This is a genomic window from Streptomyces sp. NBC_00370, assembly GCF_036084755.1.
Classification (GTDB): domain Bacteria; phylum Actinomycetota; class Actinomycetes; order Streptomycetales; family Streptomycetaceae; genus Streptomyces.
On record NZ_CP107968.1, the window covers coordinates 4960110 to 4981360 of the forward strand.

General features: G+C 72.4%; 23 protein-coding genes and 1 riboswitch. Of the genes, 13 read left to right on the forward strand and 10 right to left on the reverse strand.

The genetic code is table 11. The annotated features are described in order from the left end of the window. The first annotated feature begins 7 nt into the window (after positions 1-7). Together OHS57_RS22180 and OHS57_RS22185 are read left to right on the forward strand one after the other, a co-directional pair. The gene (locus OHS57_RS22180) at positions 8-409 is read left to right on the forward strand and encodes a J-domain-containing protein (protein WP_041986131.1); all 402 of its coding nucleotides are present in this window, start codon (positions 8-10) and stop codon (positions 407-409) included. 116 nt (positions 410-525) lie between these two features. Further along, positions 526-798, forward strand: coding sequence for a GlsB/YeaQ/YmgE family stress response membrane protein (locus tag OHS57_RS22185; RefSeq protein WP_041986127.1), 273 nt, complete (start codon positions 526-528; stop codon positions 796-798). Positions 799-847: 49 nt separating this feature from the next. On the opposite strand, the gene OHS57_RS22190 is transcribed toward OHS57_RS22185, so the two are convergent. Then, complete coding sequence (locus tag OHS57_RS22190; protein ID WP_328583121.1) at positions 848-1414, reverse strand: histidine phosphatase family protein; 567 nt, start codon at positions 1412-1414, stop codon at positions 848-850. A 29-nt stretch (positions 1415-1443) separates the two neighbouring features. Next, complete coding sequence (locus OHS57_RS22195) at positions 1444-2079, reverse strand: NAD(P)-dependent oxidoreductase (RefSeq protein WP_328585131.1); 636 nt, start codon at positions 2077-2079, stop codon at positions 1444-1446. 95 nt (positions 2080-2174) lie between these two features. On the opposite strand from OHS57_RS22195, the gene OHS57_RS22200 reads away from it, so the two are divergent. From OHS57_RS22200 to cobM, 3 genes are read left to right on the forward strand one after another with little or no spacing between them, the layout of a single operon-like run. Further along, positions 2175-2846 (forward strand): TetR/AcrR family transcriptional regulator, encoded by a 672-nt coding sequence (locus tag OHS57_RS22200; protein WP_328583122.1) that lies wholly within the window; start codon positions 2175-2177, stop codon positions 2844-2846. A 9-nt stretch (positions 2847-2855) separates the two neighbouring features. After that, positions 2856-4154 (forward strand): precorrin-6y C5,15-methyltransferase (decarboxylating) subunit CbiE, encoded by a 1299-nt coding sequence (cbiE, locus tag OHS57_RS22205; protein WP_328583123.1) that lies wholly within the window; start codon positions 2856-2858, stop codon positions 4152-4154. Then, entirely contained in the window at positions 4151-4912 is a 762-nt protein-coding gene (cobM, locus tag OHS57_RS22210; protein ID WP_328583124.1) for a precorrin-4 C(11)-methyltransferase, read from the forward strand. Before cbiE ends, cobM begins: the two co-directional genes overlap by 4 nt. A 10-nt stretch (positions 4913-4922) precedes the next feature. Here cobM and OHS57_RS22215 read toward each other — a convergent pair whose 3' ends face one another. Beyond that, positions 4923-5966 carry an aldo/keto reductase gene (locus OHS57_RS22215; protein WP_328583125.1) on the reverse strand — a complete coding sequence of 348 codons (1044 nt, stop codon included), beginning with the start codon at positions 5964-5966 and terminating at the stop codon, positions 4923-4925. Positions 5967-6038: 72 nt separating this feature from the next. Between OHS57_RS22215 and OHS57_RS22220 the strand changes: the two genes are divergently transcribed. Continuing rightward, the gene (locus tag OHS57_RS22220; protein WP_328583126.1) at positions 6039-6575 is read left to right on the forward strand and encodes a TetR/AcrR family transcriptional regulator; all 537 of its coding nucleotides are present in this window, start codon (positions 6039-6041) and stop codon (positions 6573-6575) included. A 179-nt stretch (positions 6576-6754) separates the two neighbouring features. On the opposite strand, the gene OHS57_RS22225 is transcribed toward OHS57_RS22220, so the two are convergent. The 3 genes from OHS57_RS22225 to OHS57_RS22235 all read right to left on the reverse strand — a co-directional run bounded on the left by OHS57_RS22225 (position 6755) and on the right by OHS57_RS22235 (position 8298). Continuing rightward, positions 6755-7339, reverse strand: coding sequence for a VOC family protein (locus OHS57_RS22225; protein ID WP_328583127.1), 585 nt, complete (start codon positions 7337-7339; stop codon positions 6755-6757). Positions 7340-7361: 22 nt separating this feature from the next. After that, positions 7362-7721, reverse strand: coding sequence for a DUF1330 domain-containing protein (locus OHS57_RS22230; protein ID WP_041986090.1), 360 nt, complete (start codon positions 7719-7721; stop codon positions 7362-7364). 325 nt (positions 7722-8046) lie between these two features. Next, the gene (locus OHS57_RS22235) at positions 8047-8298 is read right to left on the reverse strand and encodes a hypothetical protein (protein ID WP_328583128.1); all 252 of its coding nucleotides are present in this window, start codon (positions 8296-8298) and stop codon (positions 8047-8049) included. A 217-nt stretch (positions 8299-8515) separates the two neighbouring features. Here OHS57_RS22235 and OHS57_RS22240 point away from each other — a divergent pair, with 217 nt between their 5' ends. From OHS57_RS22240 to OHS57_RS22260, 5 genes are all read left to right on the forward strand, one after another. Continuing rightward, the gene (locus OHS57_RS22240; RefSeq protein WP_443042936.1) at positions 8516-9256 is read left to right on the forward strand and encodes a helix-turn-helix domain-containing protein; all 741 of its coding nucleotides are present in this window, start codon (positions 8516-8518) and stop codon (positions 9254-9256) included. Continuing rightward, on the forward strand, positions 9253-9474 hold the full coding sequence (locus OHS57_RS22245; protein ID WP_328583130.1) for a DUF397 domain-containing protein: 222 nt from the start codon (positions 9253-9255) through the stop codon (positions 9472-9474). The genes OHS57_RS22240 and OHS57_RS22245 overlap by 4 nt, the downstream gene beginning before the upstream one ends. Before the next feature lie 65 nt (positions 9475-9539). Next, entirely contained in the window at positions 9540-9728 is a 189-nt protein-coding gene (locus OHS57_RS22250) for a DUF397 domain-containing protein (RefSeq protein ID WP_328583131.1), read from the forward strand. A 116-nt stretch (positions 9729-9844) separates the two neighbouring features. Beyond that, positions 9845-10300 (forward strand): hypothetical protein, encoded by a 456-nt coding sequence (locus OHS57_RS22255; RefSeq protein WP_328583132.1) that lies wholly within the window; start codon positions 9845-9847, stop codon positions 10298-10300. Between the two features lie 70 nt (positions 10301-10370). Continuing rightward, positions 10371-11378 (forward strand): hypothetical protein, encoded by a 1008-nt coding sequence (locus OHS57_RS22260; protein ID WP_328583133.1) that lies wholly within the window; start codon positions 10371-10373, stop codon positions 11376-11378. A gap of 30 nt (positions 11379-11408) precedes the next feature. On the opposite strand, the gene OHS57_RS22265 is transcribed toward OHS57_RS22260, so the two are convergent. Further along, complete coding sequence (locus OHS57_RS22265) at positions 11409-12527, reverse strand: cobalt-precorrin-5B (C(1))-methyltransferase (RefSeq protein WP_328583134.1); 1119 nt, start codon at positions 12525-12527, stop codon at positions 11409-11411. Between the two features lie 38 nt (positions 12528-12565). Here OHS57_RS22265 and OHS57_RS22270 point away from each other — a divergent pair, with 38 nt between their 5' ends. Next, positions 12566-13339: a cobalt-precorrin-6A reductase gene (locus tag OHS57_RS22270; protein WP_328583135.1), complete on the forward strand. Its 774-nt coding sequence runs from the start codon at positions 12566-12568 to the stop codon at positions 13337-13339. 10 nt (positions 13340-13349) lie between these two features. Here the strand turns inward: OHS57_RS22270 and OHS57_RS22275 are convergent, their stop codons facing one another. The 3 genes from OHS57_RS22275 to OHS57_RS22285 are packed head-to-tail and all read right to left on the reverse strand — an operon-like array spanning position 13350 to position 17169. Beyond that, positions 13350-14873 carry a precorrin-2 C(20)-methyltransferase gene (locus tag OHS57_RS22275; protein WP_328583136.1) on the reverse strand — a complete coding sequence of 508 codons (1524 nt, stop codon included), beginning with the start codon at positions 14871-14873 and terminating at the stop codon, positions 13350-13352. Next, the gene (locus tag OHS57_RS22280) at positions 14873-15523 is read right to left on the reverse strand and encodes a precorrin-8X methylmutase (RefSeq protein WP_041986063.1); all 651 of its coding nucleotides are present in this window, start codon (positions 15521-15523) and stop codon (positions 14873-14875) included. The genes OHS57_RS22275 and OHS57_RS22280 overlap by 1 nt, the downstream gene beginning before the upstream one ends. Next, entirely contained in the window at positions 15520-17169 is a 1650-nt protein-coding gene (locus tag OHS57_RS22285) for a cobalamin biosynthesis protein CobG (protein WP_443042937.1), read from the reverse strand. The genes OHS57_RS22280 and OHS57_RS22285 overlap by 4 nt, the downstream gene beginning before the upstream one ends. Positions 17170-17301: 132 nt before the next feature. Further along, a riboswitch (cobalamin riboswitch) is annotated at positions 17302-17394 on the forward strand. A gap of 54 nt (positions 17395-17448) precedes the next feature. Between OHS57_RS22285 and cobN the strand changes: the two genes are divergently transcribed. Further along, positions 17449-21093: a cobaltochelatase subunit CobN gene (gene cobN, locus OHS57_RS22290; protein WP_328583137.1), complete on the forward strand. Its 3645-nt coding sequence runs from the start codon at positions 17449-17451 to the stop codon at positions 21091-21093. The last annotated feature ends 158 nt before the right edge of the window (positions 21094-21251 follow it).

The following is a 21251-nucleotide window of genomic DNA, read 5'->3' on the forward strand; positions in this document are numbered from 1 at the left end:
ACCGGGGATGACTGAGCGCAAGCCACCGGGTGTGAGCTTCGAGAGCTGGGCGGACCGGCAGATCAGGGAGGCCGAGGAGCGCGGCGCCTTCGCCGACCTGCCGGGTCTTGGCAAGCCGCTGGCCTCGGCGAACGCGCCGTACGACGAGCTGTGGTGGGTCAAGGACAAGATGCGGCGGGAGAACCTGTCCTACCTCCCGCCCACGCTCATGCTGCGCAAGGAGGCGGAGGACGCCCTCGTCGGCGCGCGGGCGGCCCGCTCGGAGCGGCAGGTCAGACAGATCCTGGCGGAGATCAACGAGAAGATCGCCGCGTGCCTGGCGAAACCGCCGCCGGGGCCCGTGCTGGGCATCAGGCCGTACGACGTCGAAGAGGTCGTACGGGACTGGCGGGAGCGCCGAGCCTCGTAACGCGCGCCCTCCCAACGCGCCCCCGCCCCGCGCCCGCTGACTGAATCCACGTTCAGCGGGCACACGTTCGCATGCACGCCACCGCGCGTTGCGGGTGCGGCGAAGAGGGAGCGGACATGGAGATTTCCGGCATCATCGCAGCCGTCATCATCGGCATCATCATCGGTGTTCTGGGACGGCTGGTCGTACCGGGCCGTCAGCACATCGGGGTGATCTGGACGATCATCATCGGCATCGTCGCGGCGCTGATCGGCTCCGCCATCGCGAGCGGTATCGGCGTCGCCGACACGGACGGACCCGACTGGATCGAGTGGATCATCCAGATCGTCCTGGCGGCGGTCGGTGTGGCCGCGCTGGACCGTGCGAAGTCCCCGAGCCGCCGCCGCTGACCAGCGGCAGAGCGGCGTCACCCATCAGTCAACAGTCAGTCATCAGTCATCAGTCAGAGGACAGAGAACGGCCGCTGAGCAGGTTCCAGCGGCCGTTCCGTCCGCTCAGCTCCGTCGCGGTCAGCGGCCGTACGTCGATCCGCCAGAACGCCGACGCGGGTGCGCCGACGGCGAGCGCGACGGCCGCGCGTACGACGTCCGGCTCCGCCACGACGACGACCCGGCCGCCCTCCGGTGCCAGGTCCCGCAGCCACGCGCCGACCCGCTCGTGCAGCGCCGCCAGCGACTCCCCGCCGTGCGGCGCCGCCGCCGGGTCGGCCAGCCACGCGGCCACCGACTCCGGTTCGGCGGCGGCGACTTCGTCCAGGGTGCTGCCCTGCCACCGGCCCGTCGCGCACGGCGCGAGCGCGGGCAGGGGCGTCGCATCCAGGCCGAGCGCCTCGGCCGTACGGACACAGCGCGGCGACGGGGACGCGTAGACCTCGGCGCGGCCCGCGGGGAAGGGGCCGGCAGCCGCCACGGCCGCCGCGTCGAACCCGGCGTCGTCCGTGCTGAAGCGCGCCTCGCGCAGCGCCGTCGTCATGGCGGGGGAGACCAGCGTCAGTCGAGTGGTCATCCGCCGTCCCCCGCCCTCCGCCGCCGCCGTCAGTTGCTGACGCCGACCGCGTGGCCGACCGTCTCCGGAACCGTAACGAAGTCCAGCATGGCCCGTGCGACATCCGCGCGGCTGATCGCCGAACCGGCGGGGCCCGCCTCGACGGCGTGCCGGTACGTGCCCTTCCCCGCCGCGTTCGTCAGCCGGGGCGGCCGGACCGACGTCCAGTCGAGTCCGCTGTCCCGCAGGATCCGCTCCATCGACTCAAGGTCGGTGTAAAGCTCCCTGAGCGCCGCCCACATGACCGGCACGACGAGCTTGTGCGTGAACCACGGCTGTCCGGCTCCCGTACGGTTCAGCGGCGCCGCGCTGACCACCACCAGACGGCGGGCGCCGGTCGCGCGCATCGCGTCGACCACGGCGCGCGCCGAGGCCGAGGCGGGCTTGAGCGGGTCCGTGCGCCCCGCCTGGCCCATCCCGGACAACACGGCCTCGGCCCCGTCGACCACGCCCCGCAGGGACGCGGCGTCGAGCGCGTCGGCCCGTACGACGTCGAGGTTCGCGTGCTCGACGCCGAGCCGTGCGGGATCCCGTACGGCGGCCGTCACCTTGTGTCCGTCCGCCAGCGCGTGCGTGACGATCTGCCGCCCGACACCGCCGGTGGCTCCCAGGACCGTGAGCTTCATGGCGTTGCCCTTCTCGGGGGACGTGGGTGAGTGAATACTTACTCCCTCCAGTGTGAGTGAATACTCACCCACCTGTCAAAGCTAGACTCCGTCCCATGGCCGCTGACACCTCTCCGCCCGCCCTGACCGGGGGCGCCCTCACCCGCTCGCGCATCCTCGACGCCGCGGCCCGGCTGATGACCAGCGTGGGGCTGACGCGGATGACGACGAAGGAGATCGCTCGCGAGGCCGGCTGCTCGGAGGCCACGCTCTACAAGCACTTCAGCGACAAGGAAGAGATCTTCGTCCGCGTCCTGCACGAGCGTGCCCCGCGTTTTCCCGAAGCCCTCGCGGGACTGCCGTCACGCGTCGGCCTGGGCGAGGTGGCGGACCACCTGGAGGAGGTGGTGCGGATGGGCGTGCCCTTCTACCGCAAGACGTTCCCGATGGGTGCCTCCCTCTTCGCCAGCCCCGGTCTGCTGGCGGCCCACCGCAGGCGGATCGCCGAGGAGAACTCGGGCCCGCACGCCGCCTCCCGGTCGCTCGCCGGGTATCTGGCGGCGGAGCAGGCCCTGTCCCGGATCGCCCAGGACGTCGACCCGGACGCGGCGGCGATGCTCCTCGTCGGCGCCTGCTTCCACCGCGCCTTCCTTGAGCTGTTCTACGCACCGGACCCGCCGCCGGGCGTGCTGCTCCCGGCGGGCGAGGAGGAGTTCGCGAAGGAGACGGTCCGCGCGCTGCTGGCGGGCATCGCGCCACCCGACAGGCCCTCACCCCCCTCACGTTAGAGTTCGCAGGTGAGCCGCCCACCGACCACCGCCGATGCCCACGCCGACCCCGCAGCCGACGCCGTGACCGTCGTCGGCATCGGCGCCGACGGCTGGCACGGACTGTCCGGCCCGGCGCGGGCGGCGTTGCGCGGCGCGGACGTACTGATCGGCGGACCGCGTCAGCTCGACCTGCTCCCCGAGGAGTGCGCGGGCGAACGGGTCCCGTGGCCCTCGCCGCTGCGGCCCGCGGTGCCCGGCCTGCTCGCGGCCCACGCGGGGCGCGCCGTCTGCGTCCTGGCCAGCGGCGACCCGATGTTCTACGGCATCGGCCGCGCGCTGACCGAGACCGTCGGCGCCGCCGCGCTGCGGATCCTGCCGCACCCGTCGTCGGTGTCGTACGCCTGCGCCCGGCTCGGCTGGCCGGTGGAGGACACCGACGTCGTCACCCTGGTCGGCCGCCCCGCCGACCGGCTCACCGCCGCGCTGCACGACGGGCGCCGGGTCCTGGTGCTGAGCGCCGGCGCGGCGACGCCCGCCGAGGTGGCGGCGCTGCTGCGGGAGCGCGGTTACGGGCCGAGCCGGCTGCGGGTGCTCGAACAGCTCGGCGGGGCGGACGAGCGGTGCGTCGAGGGAACCGCCGCCAACTGGTCGGCGGCCGAAGGCGATCCGCTGAACGTCGTCGCCGTGGAGTGCCGCCGCGACCCGGAAGCGCTGCGGCTCGGCGCTGTGCCGGGGCTGCCGGACTCCGCGTACGAACACGACGGCCAGCTCACCAAGCGCCATGTGCGCGCGGCGACGCTGGCCGCGCTGGCACCCGCGCCCGGCGAGTCGCTGTGGGACGTGGGCGGCGGCTCGGGGTCGATCGCCGTCGAGTGGATGCGTACGCACCCGTCCTGCCGCGCGGTCTCGGTGGAGCGCGATCCGGCGCGCGCGGAGCGCATCGGCCGCAACGCGCGGGCGCTCGGGGTGCCGGACCTGCGGGTCGTCACCGGAGCCGCGCCCGAGGCGCTGGCCGAACTGCCCGCGCCGGACGCGGTGTTCATCGGCGGCGGGCTGACCGCGCCGGGAATGCTGGAGAGCTGCTGGGAGGCTCTGCGGGTCGGCGGCCGGCTGGTCGCCAACACCGTGACGCTGGAGTCCGAGGCGCTGCTGGCCGACTGGTACCGGCGCCACGGCGGGGAGTTGACCCGGCTCGCCGTCGCCCACGCCGTGCCGGTGGGCGGCTTCACCGGGTGGCGGCAGGCGATGCCGGTCACCCAGTGGGCGGTCACGAAATCCGCGGCCACGAAATCCGTGAGCGACACGGCCCCAGGAGGCCAACGATGACGGTGTACTTCATCGGCGCGGGCCCCGGCGCCGCCGACCTGATCACGGTGCGCGGCGCCCGCAGGCTCGCCGCGTGCGCGGTGTGTCTGTACGCCGGCAGCCTCGTCCCGCGCGAACTGCTCGCCGAATGCCCGCCGGACGCACGGCTGGTGGACACCGCGCGGATGGATCTGGACGGTATTACGGCCGAGTTGGTCCGCGCCCACGAGAACGGCCAGGACGTGGCCCGGCTGCACTCCGGCGACCCGTCGGTCTTCAGCGCGGTCGCCGAGCAGATGCGACGGCTCGACGCGCTCGGCGTCCCGTACGAAGTCGTCCCCGGCGTACCGGCGTTCGCGGCGGCGGCTGCCGCGCTGAAGCGGGAGTTGACCGTGCCGACCGTCGGCCAGACGGTCATCCTCACCCGCGTCGCCCAGCAGGCCACCCCGATGCCGCCCGGCGAAGACCTCGCCACGCTCGGCCGCAGCGGCGCCCTGCTGGTCCTGCACCTCGCGGCCCGCTACACCGACCGCGTGGTGGCCGAACTCCTCCCGCACTACGGCCCCGACTGCCCGGCGGCGGTGGTGGCGATGGCCAGCCGCCCGGACGAACTGATCCTGCGCGGCACCCTCGCCGACATCGCCGGCCAGGTGAAGGCGGCGGGCGTGGTCCGCACGGCGGTGATCCTGGTCGGCCGCACCCTGGCGGCCACCCAGTTCCGCGACAGCCACCTGTACTCGACGGAACGCGACCGCGACCACGACAGCGGCGAAGCCTGAGCCGTGCGGATCAGCTGACCGGAACGGCCGGGGCGTCGAGCAGCGAGCGGTCGCCGTCGAAGCCGTGGCTCAGCGCCGCCGCGACGTCCTCGTGCGGGGTGCCCATCCGGACCGCGCTGACCTCGTCCAGCAGCCGGTAGTGCTCGTCGCCGAGTTCGAGCTGGAGCGACGCGAGATATTCCGCCAGGTGCGTCAGTGAGCGGGGGCCGACGATCGGGACCAGGGCGGTGTGCGCCTGCGCGCCCCGGCGGCGGAGCCAGGCCAGCGAGACCTGGACGGGGCTCGTGCCGAGCTCGTCGGCGACCGCCAGTACGGCATCGACGGTGGCGCGCTGCGCGGCGCCCTCGACCGCGTCGCCGCGCGCGGACAGCCGACCCTGTCCGCCCTGCCGGTACTTGCCGGTGAGCAGCCCTCCGGCCAGCGGCGAGTAGAGGAACGCGCCCAGGCCGTGGGCCTGCACCATCGGCAGCAGTTCCCGCTCGGCCGACCGCTCGGCCAGGCTGTACTCGGTCTGGATGCCGACCAGCGGGGCCAGGCCGCGCAGGTCCGCACGGGCCGCGGCGCCGGCCACCCGCCAGGCCGGGAAGTTGGAGAGTCCGCCGTGCAGGATCTTGCCGGAGCGGATCAGGTCGTCGAAGCCGGCCAGGATCTCCTCGACCGGGGTGGTGCCGTCGGGGAAATGCGGCATGAAGACGTCCACGTGGTCGGTGTTCAGGCGGCGCAGACTCGCCTCCAGGGAACGGACCATGATCTTGCGGCTGTTTCCGGTGGTGCCGGGGCGGGGCTTGTCCTGCCGGGTCCCGCTGTACTTGGTGAGCACCACGAAGTCGTCCCGCCGGCGGCCGAGCAGCTCGCCCAGCACGGTTTCGGCCGCTCCGTCCTGGTAGAGGTTGGAGGTGTCGAACGTGGTGCCGCCCGCGGCGACGAAGGCCTCGAAGATCTGCCGCGAGGCCTCGGGTCCCGCACTGGTGGCCGAGGTGCCGAAGTTCGCGGTCCCCAGCGCGTACTCCGACACCCGTAGCCCGGTCAGTCGGCCGAACGTCTGATAGCGCATGACAACTCCTGAAAATTGGTGGTGCGATAAGCTCCACCACCGTACCAAGAAAAACGAGGGGTCACTCTTTTTATGCCCAAGGTCAGTCAGGCGCACCTCGACGCCCGCCGTCAGCAGATCGTGGACGCCGCCCGCGCCCGGTTCGCCAGTCATGGCTTCGCCCGCACGTCCATGGCCGACATCGTCACCGAGTCCGGACTCTCCAACGGGGCCATCTACCGGTACTTCAAGAGCAAGGACGAGATCGTCGTCGCCGTCTGCGAGGAGGGGACCGAAGCCCTGCCGGAGGCGCTCACCGCCGAGGCCGTCGCGGGCTTCCTCGCCTTCGTACGGGCCCGTGCGCGCGAGAGCGACCACGGGCGGCTGGTCGCCCAGATCTACGCCGAAGCCGCGGTGTCGCCGCCGCTGGCGGCCGTCGTCCAGCGACAGCTCGCCGCCATGCGGGACGCGGTCGCCGGGCTGGTGCCCGAAAGCCGCCGGCCGCAGGCCGCGCAGATCGCCGAAGGGTTCGTCGCGCTCTGCATGAGCTACAGCCAGCAGCTCGCCATCCGCGGTGACCTGGACCCCGCGCCCTTCACCGCGGCACTGATGTCGGTCATCGACGGATAGCGGGGGACAAGCCGGGGGCCGGAGGTTACGGGGCCAGCCGGGCGACCGCGCCCGTTTCGAGGGCGGCCCAGAGCGCGCCGGCAAGTCCTCGGCAGACGCGTCGGGCGGTGACCCACGCACCCTGTCTGCCGGAGGACGGCTCGTGCAATCGCTTTTTCCGGGTGGGACGCGTTCGCGGCTCAGGTGGGGAGCTGCGTGCCCGACTGCTCGCGCACCATGTAGTCCGCGTACCAGTCGGGCCAGTTGATGTCCTCCTCGCCCGTCCGCTTCTCGTGCTCGCCGTGGGCCGCCGCCGCGCGGCGCAGCGCGCTCGCCAGGTCCGGGGTCGAGGTGAACGTCGTCCCCGCGGAGTCGACACGGCCCGGCAGCCGGGAGGTGATCTCCTGGAGCAGCCAGGTGTTGCCGTCGGGGTCGGCGAAGGTGGCGAGGGACGAGTAGCTGTTGTGCCCGGGGTCGGGGCCCGCCTCCGGGCCTGCGACCGGGCCGTTCTCACCGAGGTGGAAGATCTCGCCCACGTTCACACCGGCGGCCAGCAGGTCGTCGCGCGTCGCAGCGAGGTCCGAGACGATCAAGTACAGCCGCTGGGCCGACCCGGGCGCGCCTGTCGTCAGGCCCTCACCGAACTGGACCGAGCACCACGAGCCGGGCGGCGTCAACTGGACGACCCACGGAGGAGTTGCGTCCAGCCGCCAGCCGAGCTTCTGGTAGAACTCCCGCGCCCGGTCGACGTCCGAGACGGGCAGGGTGACCACTTCAAGTTTCATGTCAGCACGCATCGTGACCTCCTCACGTCGTACCCGCCGCCGCGATGGCGGCCCGTACCTGCTGGGCGAACCCGGCCACGGTGAAATCGGGGGCCACGCCCTCGATGAAGACCAAGTCGCTGATGGCGCTGTTGATCCGCAGGTGCCGGATCGCCCGGTACTCCGGCGAGTCGTACCACTCGCGGGCGGCGTCCATGGTCGGGAACTCCATCAGTACGGCGGAGTCCGGCCAGGCGCCTTCGACGACCTCCACAGGGCCTTGAGCCAGCCACCGGCCGCCGAACGGCTTTGCGGTGCCTTCCACTTGCTCCAGATACGACAGTCCCTCCTCGGTGGGAACACCGCCGGGGATGCGCAAATGGTTGATCAGGTACGCCGTCATGGGACTCCGTCCCTTGCGCGTATGGCAGGGTTTAGCACATTTTGACCAGCGTACTGCGGGCGGCGGCCGCTTGCCGGTCGGGGGCAGGCGGGCGGGGAATTCGTCACGTGGCACGACGCCGGCACTGCTCATTCGTGTGAGTAATGCGGCCCGGCAGTTTCGGTCCTCGGTAAGGGCGTTGCGGTCGCGTGGAGTTCGGCAAGGAACGCCTCACGGTCGTGATGGGCCGCTATGAAAAGGCGAATCGTGGAGCTGCGGACGAGTTTCTGTTTCGGCGTGCGCCGGCGCATCCGAAAATGTGCTCGGATGCGCCGCCCCAGCCACCTCACGCACCGGGGCCGGCGTCCTCGGCGGTCTTGCGGTCGGGGCACTTCGGGTGGCCGCACTCGCACGGTGGCCAGTCCAGCGCCGACTTGGGCGCAAGCTCCGCCCCCTCGTCCTCGACCCAGGCACCAGGGGCTTTGCGGACGACGAGGATGCCGTCCTGACCGAACTCCTCCGTCATCTCCGACAGCATCCTGCGGGCCTCGCTCGGGCCGTGAACAATGCTGGATTCGGGGGTCATTGATTCCGCCATGGGTCGGGTACCTTTCACCGGGTCACGTGCTCTTCACGCTTTTCTCTCTCCACCATCGGCCCAACCGCGTACCGTGAGAAGCGTTTTGAGTCCCGAGCCCATCCATGGGAGCTTTGGAGGCAGTGTTATGGCCCGCCCTTCGCGCGAATTAACCCCCGACCTGTCAGCCCGACACTTGTTCGGTGCGAAGATGCGGGTCTTCAGGGAACGGCACGGAATGACGCTGGAGTCGTTGGCGTCCGTCGTGCACATGAGTAAGAGTCATCTGTCGCGCATCGAGATCGCCGACTACGTGCCACCGCCGGGGCTGGCGGCCCAGTTGGACGCCTGCTTCGGGACGGACGGGATCTTCCAGGAGCTGTACGCGCTGGCTCGGAAGGAGATCCATCCGGACAGGTACCGGCGCCGAATGGAGCTTGAGGCTCGGGCCCGGACCATTGACCAGTACGCCGGGCAGATCGTTCCTGGGCTGGTGCAGACGGAGGCGTACGCCCGGGACATCTTCCGCGAGACCTATCCGCAGGCCACTGAGGACAAGATCGAGGAGCTGGTGGTCGCTCGCATGAGCCGTCAGTTGCTGCTCAACGGCACCCCGGCGTTGGATCTGTTCATGATCCTTGACGAGGCAGTGATCCGGCGGCCCGTCGGAGGTTCGGACGCGATGAGAGCGCAGCTCGCCCGTCTGATAGATCTCTCGAACGGCCCCAACACCACCGTGCAGGTGCTCCCGTTTTCCCACGGGGCGCATGCGCTTATGGGCGGCTCGTTGACGCTAATGACTCTGGACGACAAACAGGTTGTGTCCTACGAGGAGAGCATTGGCACCGGCACGCTGCTTGAAGACCCGGAAAGCGTCAGGGCCCATTGTCGGGCCTACCATCTGATGAGGGCCTACGCCCTGCCGCCCCGCGACTCGGCGGCACTCATCCGATCGGTCATGGAGGCACTACCGACATGAGCACCACCCTGGACCTCTCCCTCGCGGAGTGGGTCAAGTCCACCTACAGCAACGGCAATGGTGGCGACTGTGTGGAGTGGGCGCCGAAGATCGCCGCGTTCGGTGTCGTACCCGTACGGGACAGCAAGGTCCCCGCAGGTCCGGTCCTCTTCGTCAACGCCGACGGTTGGGCCGCGTTCGTCCACGCTCTGAACGACGAGGGTTTTCCCATAGCCTGAGCCACAACAACGGACGGCCGGAACCTGCCTGGTGCAGGGTCCGGCCGTCCGTTCTTATGGGCTGCATGTGGATCAAATCCAGTTACAGCAACGGCGGCGGCGGCGACTGCCTTGAGTGGGACCCGACCTCCGCCGCCGCGTCCGGCGTCGTCCCCGTACGCGACAGCAAGCGCCCCGCCGGGCCCGTCCTTCGCCTCAAGACCGCGAGCTGGTCCGCGTTCGTTCAAGGGGTGAACGACTTGGCCCGGCCTTGAACATTCCGCTGCCCCACGTATGGCGACGGCCTGTTGGGATGGCATCAACTCCCTTAGGAACGGGGGAGGTTGCCATTCCGCATGCTTGACCACATGTGAAGGATGTAGCTGACACCATGCGCATCAACAGAACGGCCGCAGTCGCCGTAGCGGCGATCGGACTTGTCGGGACGGGGCTGGCCATGGCGCCCGTCGCGTCCGCCGCACCGAGCAAACCCGCCGCAGCAGCCAAGCCCGCCGTCGTGCCGCCCGGTCACGACTGCACCGCGGGCTGGGTCTGCCTCTACTACAACTCCTCGGCGTACGGCTGGGGGGCCGTCTTCGCCACCGCCGCGCCGATCGCGGACTACCAGAACTGGCAGTTCTACGCGGGCAAGAACGGCAGCGCCGGCGCGGGCCTGAGCGTGAAGAACCACGCCGCTGCCGTGGACAGTTGGGGCAACTCGACGTTCCGCATCTACTACAACCGCAACTACAACTGCTCCGTGGCCTGCCAGGACATCCCCGCGCAGGGCAGCGCGGACCTGAACTCCTCGCTCAAGAACAACAACGCGTCCGGCAAGTTCCTGTGATGCGCGGGCCGGGGAGGGCAGCCGCCCTCCCCGGCTCCGTTCCTCCGTTCACCTCAAGGAACCGGGACTCATGACCGTGCGTCGCCTGCCCGCCCTGTTCGCCCTCGGGTGTGCCGTCCTCCTGCTGCCGGGGTGCTCCTCCTCGTCCCCTTCGGCGTCCCCTTCGGCGTCGCCCTCGTCCTCGTCATCCACAGGCGCCTCACCACAGGCGCTGGACGGCCTGTCGGGCGTCCCGGTGCTCACCGACGCCAACCACCGGGCCATGCCGCTGGATCCGTACCTGCTCAACCCGAAGCAGTTCCAGACGATCAGCCAGGCCTCCGCGACCCTGGTCTCCCGGTGTATGCGACGGCTGCGCTTCGACTACGCCCCGCCTGCGCAGAGCGGCGATACCACCGGCATCGGCGCCGACGCGCCCACCACCCGCATGGACGGCTATTTCGGGTTCCAGACCATGGCGCACGCGAAGACCTTCGGCTATCACCCCGAGGGCGCGTCTCCGCAGGCCGGAGCCCAGGCCGGAGCGGCAGCCGGAGGTCAGGCCCCTTCGCTGACGGCCGGCGAGAACACCGCACTGACCGGTACGGCCGACCCGAAGCGCAAGAACGGCCCCGGCGGCATGACGCTCAACGGCCGCACCGTCCCGGATCACGGCTGCGTCGGTGAGGCGAACCGGATCCTGACCGGCAGCGTCACGGGCAGCGCGGGTAACCCCGACTTCGTCGTGTCACTCAAGTTCGACACGCTGGCCAAGGGGCAGCGGGACCCGCGGACCCGCGCGGTGTTCGCCTCCTGGGCGGACTGCATGCAGCGCAAGGGCCACCCGTACGCCGACCCGCTCGCGGCCTCGGGCGACGCCCGCTGGTCCTCGGGACCTGCCCCGACCGCCGAGGAACTGCGGGTGGCGGTGGCCGATCAGGAGTGCCGTCACGACGCCAACGTCGTCGGCGTGTGGTTCACGGCCGATTTCGGCTACCAGCAGGCGGCCGTGAAGCAGTACGGCGCGCGTCTGGACGGCGTACGCCGGGCGATGACGGACCATCTCGCTGCGGCGCGGAAGGCGCTCGCCGGTTCGTAGCGGGCTGGGCCCTGTCCGGTCGGACAGGGCCTAGGCGGGGTCGCTGCGGCCCACCATCGCGCCCGCTCGGTCGATGCAGATGACGTCGACCGTCACCGGCGCCCCGCGCAGGACCCGTAGCGCTTCCTCGCGGGCCTTCAGCGCGACCGCGTCACCCAGGGGGACCCCTGCCGACTGGCAGAGGCGCAGCGCGGCCAGGCCGGTGTTGGCTTCCGCCACCTGCGCCGCCAGCTCGGCCGAGGCGCCCGCCGCCACCGCCAGCTCCGCGAGGAAGGCTTTGTCGACCTGGGAGCGGGCCGAGTGCAGGTCCAGATGGCCCGCCGCCAGCTTGGAGAGCTTGGCGAAGCCGCCGCAGATCGTCAGCCGGTCGACCGGATGGCGGCGGATGTACTTGAGCACCGCGCCCGCGAAGTCGCCCATGTCGAGCAGCGCCAGCTCCGGGAGGTCATAGGCCGCGCGGACCGTCTTCTCCGACGTGGAGCCCGTACAGCCCGCGACATGCGTCAGGCCCGCCGCGCGTGCCACGTCCACGCCACGGCGGATCGAGTCGATCCAGGCCGAGCAGGAGTACGGGACGACGATGCCCGTGGTGCCGAGGATCGACAGGCCGCCGAGGATGCCCAGCCGCGGGTTCCACGTGGAGCGGGCGATCTCCTCGCCGTCGTCCACGGAGACCGTCACCTCCACGTCACCCGTCCCGCCGTGCCGGGCCGCCACCGCTTCGATGTGTTCGCGGATAAGGCGGCGCGGTACGGGGTTGATGGCGGGTTCGCCGACGTCCAGCGGCAGACCGGGCAGGGTGACCGTCCCGACGCCGGGGCCCGCGCGGAAGACGACGCCCGCGCCGGGGCGCAGCTGCCGTACCGTCGCGCGGATCAGCGCGCCGTGCGTGACGTCCGGGTCGTCGCCCGCGTCCTTGATCACCCCGGCCGTCGCCTGCCCGGCGGTGCGCTCCTCCGTCGCGAGGGCGAAGGACGGGGTATGGCCCTTGGGCAGGGTGATGCTGACCGGGTCCGGGAAATCGCCGGTCAGGAGGGCGGTGTACGCGGCGGTCGCCGCCGCCGTCGCGCACGCGCCGGTGGTCCAGCCGGCCCGCAGTCCGGTGTGTTCGAGTTGGGCCGCGCGCCCACCCCTGGCAGGCTCAGTCATGGCACGACCCGTGCGGGCCGCGGGCGAAGGGGGAACACGTGAAGGGATTGCCGGTGCTCCATGTGTTGATCCTCGGCGGTACGACCGAGGCGCGCGCCCTCGCCGGGCTCCTGCACGGGCGGCCGGAGCTGCGCGTCACGACGTCGCTGGCCGGGCGGGTCGCCCGGCCCGTACCGCCGCCGGGCGAGGTGCGGATCGGCGGGTTCGGCGGGGTGACAGGGCTCGCCGACTGGCTGCGTGAGCACCGTGTGGACGCGCTCATCGACGCCACCCATCCTTTCGCCGAGATCATCAGCTTCAACGCGGCCCGTGCGGCCACCGCCGACCATGTTCCCCTGCTGGCCCTGCGCCGGCCGTCCTGGGTCCCGGCCGAGGGCGACGACTGGCACCCGGTCGGCTCATTGGACGAGGCGGCGGAAGCGCTGCCCGGCCTCGGGGCGCGGCGGGTCTTTCTCACGACCGGCCGAACGGGGCTGGCCGCCTTCGCCGGCCTGGACGACGTGTGGTTCCTCGCCCGGTCCGTGGACCCGCCCGAGCCGCCGCACCCGGCCCGTATGAAGCCGCTGCTCGACCGGGGGCCCTTCACGCTCGACGGGGAGCGGAAGCTGCTGCGGCGGCACAAGATCGACGTCGTGGTGACGAAGGACAGCGGCGGCGCCGCCACGGCCCCGAAGCTCGCCGCCGCCCGGGAGGCCGGGCTGCCGGTCGTCGTCGTGCGGCGGCCCGCCATGCCGGCGGGGGTGGCGGTGGTGTCGACGGCGGACGAGGCGGCGGCGTGGCTGGAGCAGCTGTCGGTGCGGCTGGGGGAGTGACGGACGGGATCTACCGTTCCGGATAGCGGCGGGGCGTCCACACGACCTGGTCGCCGTCGCCTCCCTTGCCGTCGCCGCGTCGTACCGTCACCGTCTGGGACGAGCCCACCAGCAGGATCGTCCGCATGTCGACCTGTGCCGGATCGAGGTCGGCGAGCCGGACGATCCGTACCCGCTCCTCCGGACCGCCCACGTCGCGCGCCAGCACCACCGGGGTGTCGGGGGCGCGGTGTTCGAGCAGCAGCTCGCGTGCCTTGCCGACCTGCCAGGTGCGGCTGCGGGAGCCCGGGTTGTAGAGGGCGAGGACGAGATCGGCTGCCGCTGCCGCGTGCAGCCGCTCCGCGATGACCTCCCACGGCTTGAGCCGGTCGGAGAGCGAGATGACCGCGTAGTCGTGGCCCAGCGGGGCGCCCACCCGGGAGGCGGCGGCGTTGGCCGCCGTCAGGCCCGGCAGGATCCGTACGGGCACGTCGCGGTACGCGTCGGTCGAGGCGACCTCCAGGACCGCCGTGGCCATGGCGAAGACGCCCGGATCGCCCGAGGAGACGACCGCCACGCGCCGGCCGCGCTTCGCGAGGTCCAGGGCGAACTCGGCGCGCTCCGACTCGACCTTGTTGTCGGACGGGTGGCGCCGCTGGCCCGCCCGTACCGGTACCCGGTCGAGATACGTCGTGTAGCCGACCAGATCCTCGGCCGCCGCCAGCTCGCCGCGCGCCTCGGGCGTCAGCCACATCGGGCCTGCGGGGCCGGTGCCGATGACGACGACCTCGCCGCGTTCGCGGTTTTGTCTTGGTGCCGCGTCGACCCGGCTGGGCAGGACGGCGACGGCGAAGTACGGCACGGAGTCCGGGTCGGCGTCGGCGAGGGGCAGGGTGCGTTCGCCGCTCATCGTGGCGCGCTCGACGTACTGGGCGTCGGGGAGCCGGCCCGCGCGTTCGATGGCGCGCCGCACGGCGGGGAAGGTGCGGCCGAGCTTCATCACCACCGCCGAGTCGGCCGACGCGAGGCGGGCCGTCAGCTCCTCCTCGGGCAGGGTGCCCGGCAAGACCGTCAGCACCTCCTCGCCCTCGACCAGCGGCGTACCGAGCCGGGCCGCAGCGGCGCTCACGGACGTGACGCCCGGGACGACCTCGGTGGGATACCGGTCGGCGAGCCGCTTGTGCATGTGCATGTACGAGCCATAGAAGAGCGGATCGCCCTCGGCGATCACGGCGACCGTGCGGCCCGCGTCCAGATGCGCGGCGAGCCGGGCGGCGGACTCGGCGTAGAAGTCCTCCATGGCGCCCTGGTAGCCGCCGGGGTGGTCGGTCGTCCCGGTGGTGACCGGGTAGACCAGCCGCTCCTCGACGTGGTCGGGGCGCAGGTGTTCGGCGGCGATGGAGCGGGCGATGGACCGGCCGTGCTGGGCGCAGTGGTACGCGACGACGTCGGCCTCGGCGATGACCTGGACGGCGCGGACGGTCATGAGGGAGGGGTCGCCGGGGCCGAGGCCCACGCCGTACAGCCTGCCGGTTCCTGCGGTGTTCTCGGTCACTACTCTTCCTCGCTCGCGATCGCGTTGATGGCCGCCGCCGCTATCGCGCTGCCGCCGCGCCTGCCCCGTACGACGAGGTGTTCCAGACCCGAGGGGTGCGCGGCGAGCGCGTCCTTCGACTCGGCGGCGCCGATGAAACCGACCGGGACGCCGATGACGGCGGCCGGGCGGGGTGCGCCGTCCTCGATCATCTCCAGCAGCCGGAACAGCGAGGTCGGCGCGTTGCCCACGGCGATCACCGCGCCGCCCATCCGCTCCCGCCACAGCTCCATGGCCGCCGCGCTGCGCGTCGTGCCCAGCTCGGCGGCGAGGGCGGGGACGGACGGGTCGGACAGGGTGCAGACGACGTCGTTGCCGGCGGGCAGCCGCTTGCGGGTGACGCCGCTGGCGACCATCGAGACGTCGCACAGGATCGGCGCGCCGGCCCGCAGCGCCTCGCGGGCGCGGGCCACCACGCCGGTGGTGAAGCCGAGGTCCGCGACCAGGTCGACCATGCCGCAGGCGTGGATCATCCGGACGGCGACCTGCGCGACATCGGCGGGGAGTCCGGTCAGGTCCGCCTCGGCGCGGATCGTGGCGAACGAGCGGCGGTAGATCGCCGCGCCGTCCTTCTCGTAGTCGAACGCTGTGGACACAGGGGTCTCGCTCATCTCGTCTGTCGCCATGGTTGGTAGATGCCTTCGCCCGTCGCGACGAGGTCGACCCAGCTCCGCCCGGCCGGATGGCCGCAGCGGCGGGCGCAGCCCGACCAGTGGACGGGCGGGTCGTCCGGGTGCCGGCGCGGGGCCGCGTCGGACCGTACGTCCGAGAGCGCCTTCGCACAGCCGGGCCGGCCGGTGCACGCGCTCACGCCGTACCAGGGGGAGGTGACGTCGGTGATCAGGCCCGCCGTGCGGAGGCGGGCCAGCAGGTCACGCGCGGCGGCGGGGGCGAGGCCGGGGATCACGACGCCACGCCAGGGGGTGACGCGCAGCTCACCCGTTCCGCTGCGGGTGTCCTGCAACAGCCGCCACTGCGCGACGCTGAGGCGGCCGAGCGGCGCGTAGACGGAGACGGCGGTGGTGCCGTCGCGGGGGGAGTGGATGAGACCGGGCGGGGGCTGCGCGCCGGGGACGTGAGGGCGGGCAGTGCCGGCGTCGGGCGACGGGGGTATCGCGGTGGAGTCCGGCCCGGGTGTGCTGCCCGGCCCGGCGGTGGCCTCCGGCAGGGGGGTGGCCTCGGGGTCCGGCCCTGCCGTGAACTCCGGCCCCGGCGTGGGGTCCGGCCCAGCCGTGAACTCCGGCCCCGGCGTGGGGTCCGGCCCAGCCGTGAACTCCGGCCCCGGCGCCAGCGTGCTGCAGGGCGCGGCGGTGGCCTCCGGCCCCGCATTGCCCGGCTCCGCCGTGGCGTCCGGGTTGGCGAGCGTTTCCGGTCCTGCGGACTGGTTGCGCCCTGCCTGGATCGCCCGCTCTGTGGTGGTGTCGGGCGCCTGGACGGTGTCCCGGTCTGCGGCGGCACCGGGCCCTGCCGTGTCGCCCGGCTCCGCCGTGGCGCCCCCGGTCGCCAGGAGGCCCGCCGCGCGCAGCGCGCCCTCCACCGCCCCGGCCAAGCCGTGGCCGTCCGGCAACTCCCTTACGCGCCAGGCGCCCGAGCCGGTCGCCTCCGCCAGCGTGAGGAACGTCTCCGCCGCCACCAGTGCCGCCTTCGGGGCGTTCGCGGCCAGGACGACCGGGCCGCCTGTCCTGTTCGTGCCGGTACGTACCGTCGCCGATCCGTCGGGCCGTGCGAGCAACGTCACATCGGCGCCCAGCTCAGCGACATCGCCCCGGCCGTCGTCCAGCGCGAACAGGAAGCGGCCGGAAAGTCCCGTCGCCGCCGGGCTCGCGCAGAGCAGCCCGTCCAGTTCGCGGGCCCACAACTGGACGTCCGTGTACGGGACTTCGTCCAGTCCGGCCAGCGGTGACGCGACGATGTTGCGGACCCGCTCGTGCTCCTCCGACGGCAGCAGACCGGCGTCGTACAGCAGCCGCGCCAGCTCGCCGCCGCAGCTCTCGCCCAGACCGCGCAGCTGGACGTTGCCTCGGGACGTGAGGTCGAGATGGCCGTCGCCAAGACGCTCCGCGGCCGACGCCAGCACCTCCGCCTGACGGAACGTCAGGAGTCCGGCGGGCAGCCGAAGTCGCGCGAGGCGGCCGTCGTCGGCCGGATGCAGCCGCAGCGCGCCGGGGCACGCGTCGCCGCGCTCGCGTACGGCGGGGCCGCGCTCCCGTGCGGGAGCTTCGTCCCGGTTCACGGGTGTTGGCGAGGTCGGCGGCATGGCGGCGAGCATACCCACGTGCGCCTCTTCGCTCCCCTGCCGGACGCCGGGGCCCCTTCAGGCGCTCTCCCGGCCGATGACCTGCACCACCTACTATGCAGAGCGGCGGGCCGCCGGATCCCGGGCCCGCCATCGCCAGGACGGCGATCAGGGAGGAAGCCCGGTGCGAAGCCGGCGCGGTCCCGCCACTGTGAGCCGGGCGAAAGCCGGGCGAGCCAGGAACTCCCGCCGTCCGACCTACCGCCCGGGGCGCGGACCCCGAGGAAGGCCAGCCGGCTCATGATCCTGCTCCTGTCCACGTCCGACACCGACCTGCTCAGCGCGCGCGCCGCCAACGCGGCGGAGAGCCCCGTGCCGTACCGCTTCGCCAACCCGGCGCGGCTGCCGCTCGACGAGCTGCCCGCGCTGCTCGACGGCGCGGACCTCGTCGTCGTACGGCTCCTCGGCGGTCTGCGCGCCTGGCAGGACGGCATCGACCTGCTCCTCGCGCGCGACCTGCCTGTGGTGGTCCTCACAGGCGAGCAGGCGCCCGACGCGCAGTTGATGGAGGCGTCGACCGTCCCGATCGGGATCGCGGCCGAGGCGCACGCGTATCTCGCGCACGGCGGCCCGGCCAACCTGGACCAGCTCGCGCGGTTCCTCTCCGACACGGTCCTGCTGACCGGGCACGGCTTCGAGCCGCCGGCCCCCGCTCCGACCTGGGGCGAGCTGGAGCGCACCGCGTCGCCCTCCGCTGAAGGGCCGCTGATCGCGGTGCTCTACTACCGCGCCCACCACATGAGCGGCAACACCGCCTTCGTCGACACCCTCTGCTCCGCGATCGAGAACGCGGGCGGCCGGGCCCTGCCGCTGTACGTGGCGTCCCTGCGCGCCCCCGAACCCGAGCTGCTGGCCGCGCTGGGCGCCGCCGACGCGCTCGTCACGACCGTGCTCGCCGCGGGCGGTACGAAGCCCGCGCAGGCGTCGGCGGGCGAGGACGACGAGTCGTGGGACGCGGGCGCGCTCGCCGCGCTCGGCGTGCCGATCCTCCAGGCGCTGTGCCTGACCGGGTCGCGCGCCGCGTGGGAGGAGAGCGACGAGGGCCTTTCGCCGCTGGACGCGGCCGGGCAGGTCGCCGTACCGGAGTTCGACGGGCGGCTGATCACCGTGCCGTTCTCCTTCAAGGAGATCGACGAGGACGGGCTGCCCGCCTACGTCGCCGACCCGGAGCGGGCCGCGCGGGTGGCCGGGATCGCCGTACGGCACGCGCGGCTGCGCCATATCCCCAACCCCGACAAGCGGTTGGCGCTCGTCCTCTCCGCGTACCCGACGAAGCACTCGCGGATCGGCAACGCCGTCGGGCTCGACACCCCGGCGAGCGCGGTCGCGCTGCTGCGCCGACTGGCCGCCGAGGGCTACGACTTCGGCGACGAGCCCGTACCCGGCCTTGAGTCCGGCGACGGTGACGAGCTGATCTACGCCCTGATCGAGGCCGGCGGGCACGACCAGGAATGGCTCACCGAGGAGCAGCTGGCCCGTAACCCGGTGCGGATACCGGCCGCCGACTACCGGCGCTGGTACGGGCAACTGCCCGCCGTGCTGCGGGAGTCGGTCGAGCGGCACTGGGGGCCGCCGCCGGGCGAGATGTTCCTGGACCGCAGCCGGACCGCCAACGGCGGTGACCCGGACGGCGACATCGTCCTGGCCGCGCTGCGCCGGGGCAATCTGCTGATCCTCATCCAGCCGCCGCGCGGCTTCGGCGAGAACCCCATCGCGATCTACCACGACCCCGATCTGCCGCCTTCGCACCACTACTTGGCCGCCTACCGGTGGATCCAGGCGGCGCGCGAGGACGGCGGTTTCGGCGCCGACGCGATGATCCACCTCGGCAAGCACGGCAACCTGGAATGGCTGCCCGGCAAGAACGCCGGCCTGTCCGCCGCCTGCGCGCCGGACGCGGCCCTCGGCGATCTGCCGCTGATCTACCCGTTCCTCGTCAACGACCCGGGCGAGGGCACCCAGGCCAAGCGCCGGGTGCACGCGACGCTCGTGGACCACCTCGTACCGCCGATGGCCCGCGCCGAGTCGTACGGCGACATCGCGCGCCTTGAGCAACTGCTCGACGAGCACGCGGCCATCGCGTCGATGGACCCGGCGAAGCTGCCCGCGATCCGCGCCCAGATCTGGACGCTGATCCAGGCGGCCAAGCTCGACCACGACCTCGGCCTTGAGGACCGGCCCGACGACGACGGCTTCGACGAGTTCATCCTCCATGTCGACGGCTGGCTCTGCGAGATCAAGGACGCGCAGATCCGCGACGGGCTGCACGTCCTGGGCGGCGCCCCGGCCGGCGACGCGCGCGTCAGTCTCGTCCTGGCGATCCTGCGCGCCCGGCAGATCTGGGGCGGTACGACCTCGCTGCCCGGACTGCGCGAGGCGCTCGGCCTGGACGAGTCGGCGGCGACCCGCACCACGGCCGACGAGGCGGAGGAGCGGGCGCGTGCGCTCGTCCAGGCGATGGAGGACGCGGACTGGGACCCGGCCGCCGTCGCCGGCGTAACGGCCGGGCACGGCAAGGCCGTTGCCGACATCCTGGAGTTCGCGGCCCGCGAGGTCGTGCCGCGGCTCGCCGCGACGACGGACGAGATCGACCACGCCGTCCTCGCGCTGAACGGCGGCTTCGTACCGTCGGGTCCCTCCGGATCGCCGCTGCGCGGCCTGGTCAACGTCCTGCCGACGGGCCGCAACTTCTACTCCGTCGACCCCAAGGCCGTACCGTCCAGGCTCGCCTGGGAGACCGGCCAGGCGCTCGCCGAATCCCTCCTGGAGCGCTACCGCACCGACAACGGCGACTGGCCGACCTCGGTCGGGCTCTCGCTGTGGGGCACGAGCGCGATGCGCACCTCGGGCGACGACATCGCCGAGGCGCTGGCGCTGCTGGGGATCCGGCCGGTCTGGGACGACGCTTCGCGGCGCGTGACAGGCCTTGAGCCGGTCTCCGCAACCGAGTTGGGCCGCCCCCGCATCGACGTCACGCTGCGCATCAGCGGCTTCTTCCGCGACGCCTTCCCGCACGCCATCGGGCTGCTGGACGACGCCGTACGGCTCGCCGCCTCACTGGACGAGCCCGCCGACGCCAACTACATCCGCGCGCACGCCCAGGCCGACCTCGCGGAGCACGGCGACGAACGCCGCGCCACGACCCGTATCTTCGGCTCCCGGCCAGGCACGTACGGCGCGGGCATCCTCCAGCTCATCGACAGCCGGGACTGGCGCACCGACGCCGACCTGGCCGAGGTCTACACGGTGTGGGGCGGGTACGCGTACGGCCGCGAACTCGACGGGCGGCCCGCGCGCGGGGAGATGGAGACGGCGTACAAGCGCATCGCCGTCGCCGCGAAGAACACCGACACCCGCGAGCACGACATCGCGGACTCCGACGACTACTTCCAGTACCACGGCGGCATGGTCGCGACCGTGCGCGCGCTCAAGGGCACGGCGCCCGAGGCGTACATCGGCGACTCGACCCGGCCCGAGACGGTCCGCACCCGCACCCTGGTCGAGGAGACGTCGCGGGTCTTCCGCGCCCGGGTGGTCAACCCCCGCTGGATCGCGGCGATGCGGCGGCACGGCTACAAGGGCGCCTTCGAACTGGCGGCGACCGTCGACTACCTCTTCGGGTACGACGCGACGACGGGCGTCGTGGCCGACTGGATGTACGACAAGCTCACCGAGACGTACGTACTGGACCCGGAGAACCGGGAGTTCCTGCAAGAGGCCAACCCCTGGGCGCTGCACGGCATCGCGGAGCGGCTGCTGGAGGCGGAGTCGCGCGGGATGTGGGCGAAGCCGGACCCGGCGGTGCTGGACGCGCTGCGGGCGGCGTTCCTGGAGACCGAGGGGGAGTTGGAGGGCTCGTCGGAGGGCTCGGCGGAGGGGTCCTAGGAGGGGTCTTAGAAGGCTCGTCGGGGGGCGGGGACGCATAACGGCTCCGCCACCCCGTCAGCCACCGGCCACCCCACGTTCACCGTGCGGTACTTCATGCGCGCCTATGGTCCTGGCGATGCCTTGCCGATGCCTTGGCAAAGCCGGGTAAAGACTCA

Coding starts and splice junctions, on each gene's coding strand:
- OHS57_RS22230 (WP_041986090.1), bottom strand. CDS start 7,721: ATGACGGCGTACCTGATCAACCATTTGCGCATCCCCGGCGGTGTTCCC.
- OHS57_RS22260 (WP_328583133.1), top strand. CDS start 10,371: ATGACCGTGCGTCGCCTGCCCGCCCTGTTCGCCCTCGGGTGTGCCGTC.
- OHS57_RS22220 (WP_328583126.1), top strand. CDS start 6,039: ATGCCCAAGGTCAGTCAGGCGCACCTCGACGCCCGCCGTCAGCAGATC.
- OHS57_RS22265 (WP_328583134.1), bottom strand. CDS start 12,527: ATGACTGAGCCTGCCAGGGGTGGGCGCGCGGCCCAACTCGAACACACC.
- OHS57_RS22250 (WP_328583131.1), top strand. CDS start 9,540: ATGTGGATCAAATCCAGTTACAGCAACGGCGGCGGCGGCGACTGCCTT.
- OHS57_RS22245 (WP_328583130.1), top strand. CDS start 9,253: ATGAGCACCACCCTGGACCTCTCCCTCGCGGAGTGGGTCAAGTCCACC.
- OHS57_RS22190 (WP_328583121.1), bottom strand. CDS start 1,414: ATGACCACTCGACTGACGCTGGTCTCCCCCGCCATGACGACGGCGCTG.
- cobN (WP_328583137.1), top strand. CDS start 17,449: ATGATCCTGCTCCTGTCCACGTCCGACACCGACCTGCTCAGCGCGCGC.
- OHS57_RS22285 (WP_443042937.1), bottom strand. CDS start 17,169: ATGCCGCCGACCTCGCCAACACCCGTGAACCGGGACGAAGCTCCCGCA.
- OHS57_RS22195 (WP_328585131.1), bottom strand. CDS start 2,079: ATGAAGCTCACGGTCCTGGGAGCCACCGGCGGTGTCGGGCGGCAGATC.
- OHS57_RS22215 (WP_328583125.1), bottom strand. CDS start 5,966: ATGCGCTATCAGACGTTCGGCCGACTGACCGGGCTACGGGTGTCGGAG.
- OHS57_RS22225 (WP_328583127.1), bottom strand. CDS start 7,339: ATGAAACTTGAAGTGGTCACCCTGCCCGTCTCGGACGTCGACCGGGCG.
- OHS57_RS22200 (WP_328583122.1), top strand. CDS start 2,175: ATGGCCGCTGACACCTCTCCGCCCGCCCTGACCGGGGGCGCCCTCACC.
- OHS57_RS22180 (WP_041986131.1), top strand. CDS start 8: ATGACTGAGCGCAAGCCACCGGGTGTGAGCTTCGAGAGCTGGGCGGAC.
- OHS57_RS22240 (WP_443042936.1), top strand. CDS start 8,516: ATGACGCTGGAGTCGTTGGCGTCCGTCGTGCACATGAGTAAGAGTCAT.
- OHS57_RS22255 (WP_328583132.1), top strand. CDS start 9,845: ATGCGCATCAACAGAACGGCCGCAGTCGCCGTAGCGGCGATCGGACTT.
- cobM (WP_328583124.1), top strand. CDS start 4,151: ATGACGGTGTACTTCATCGGCGCGGGCCCCGGCGCCGCCGACCTGATC.
- OHS57_RS22235 (WP_328583128.1), bottom strand. CDS start 8,298: ATGGCGGAATCAATGACCCCCGAATCCAGCATTGTTCACGGCCCGAGC.
- OHS57_RS22280 (WP_041986063.1), bottom strand. CDS start 15,523: ATGAGCGAGACCCCTGTGTCCACAGCGTTCGACTACGAGAAGGACGGC.
- OHS57_RS22185 (WP_041986127.1), top strand. CDS start 526: ATGGAGATTTCCGGCATCATCGCAGCCGTCATCATCGGCATCATCATC.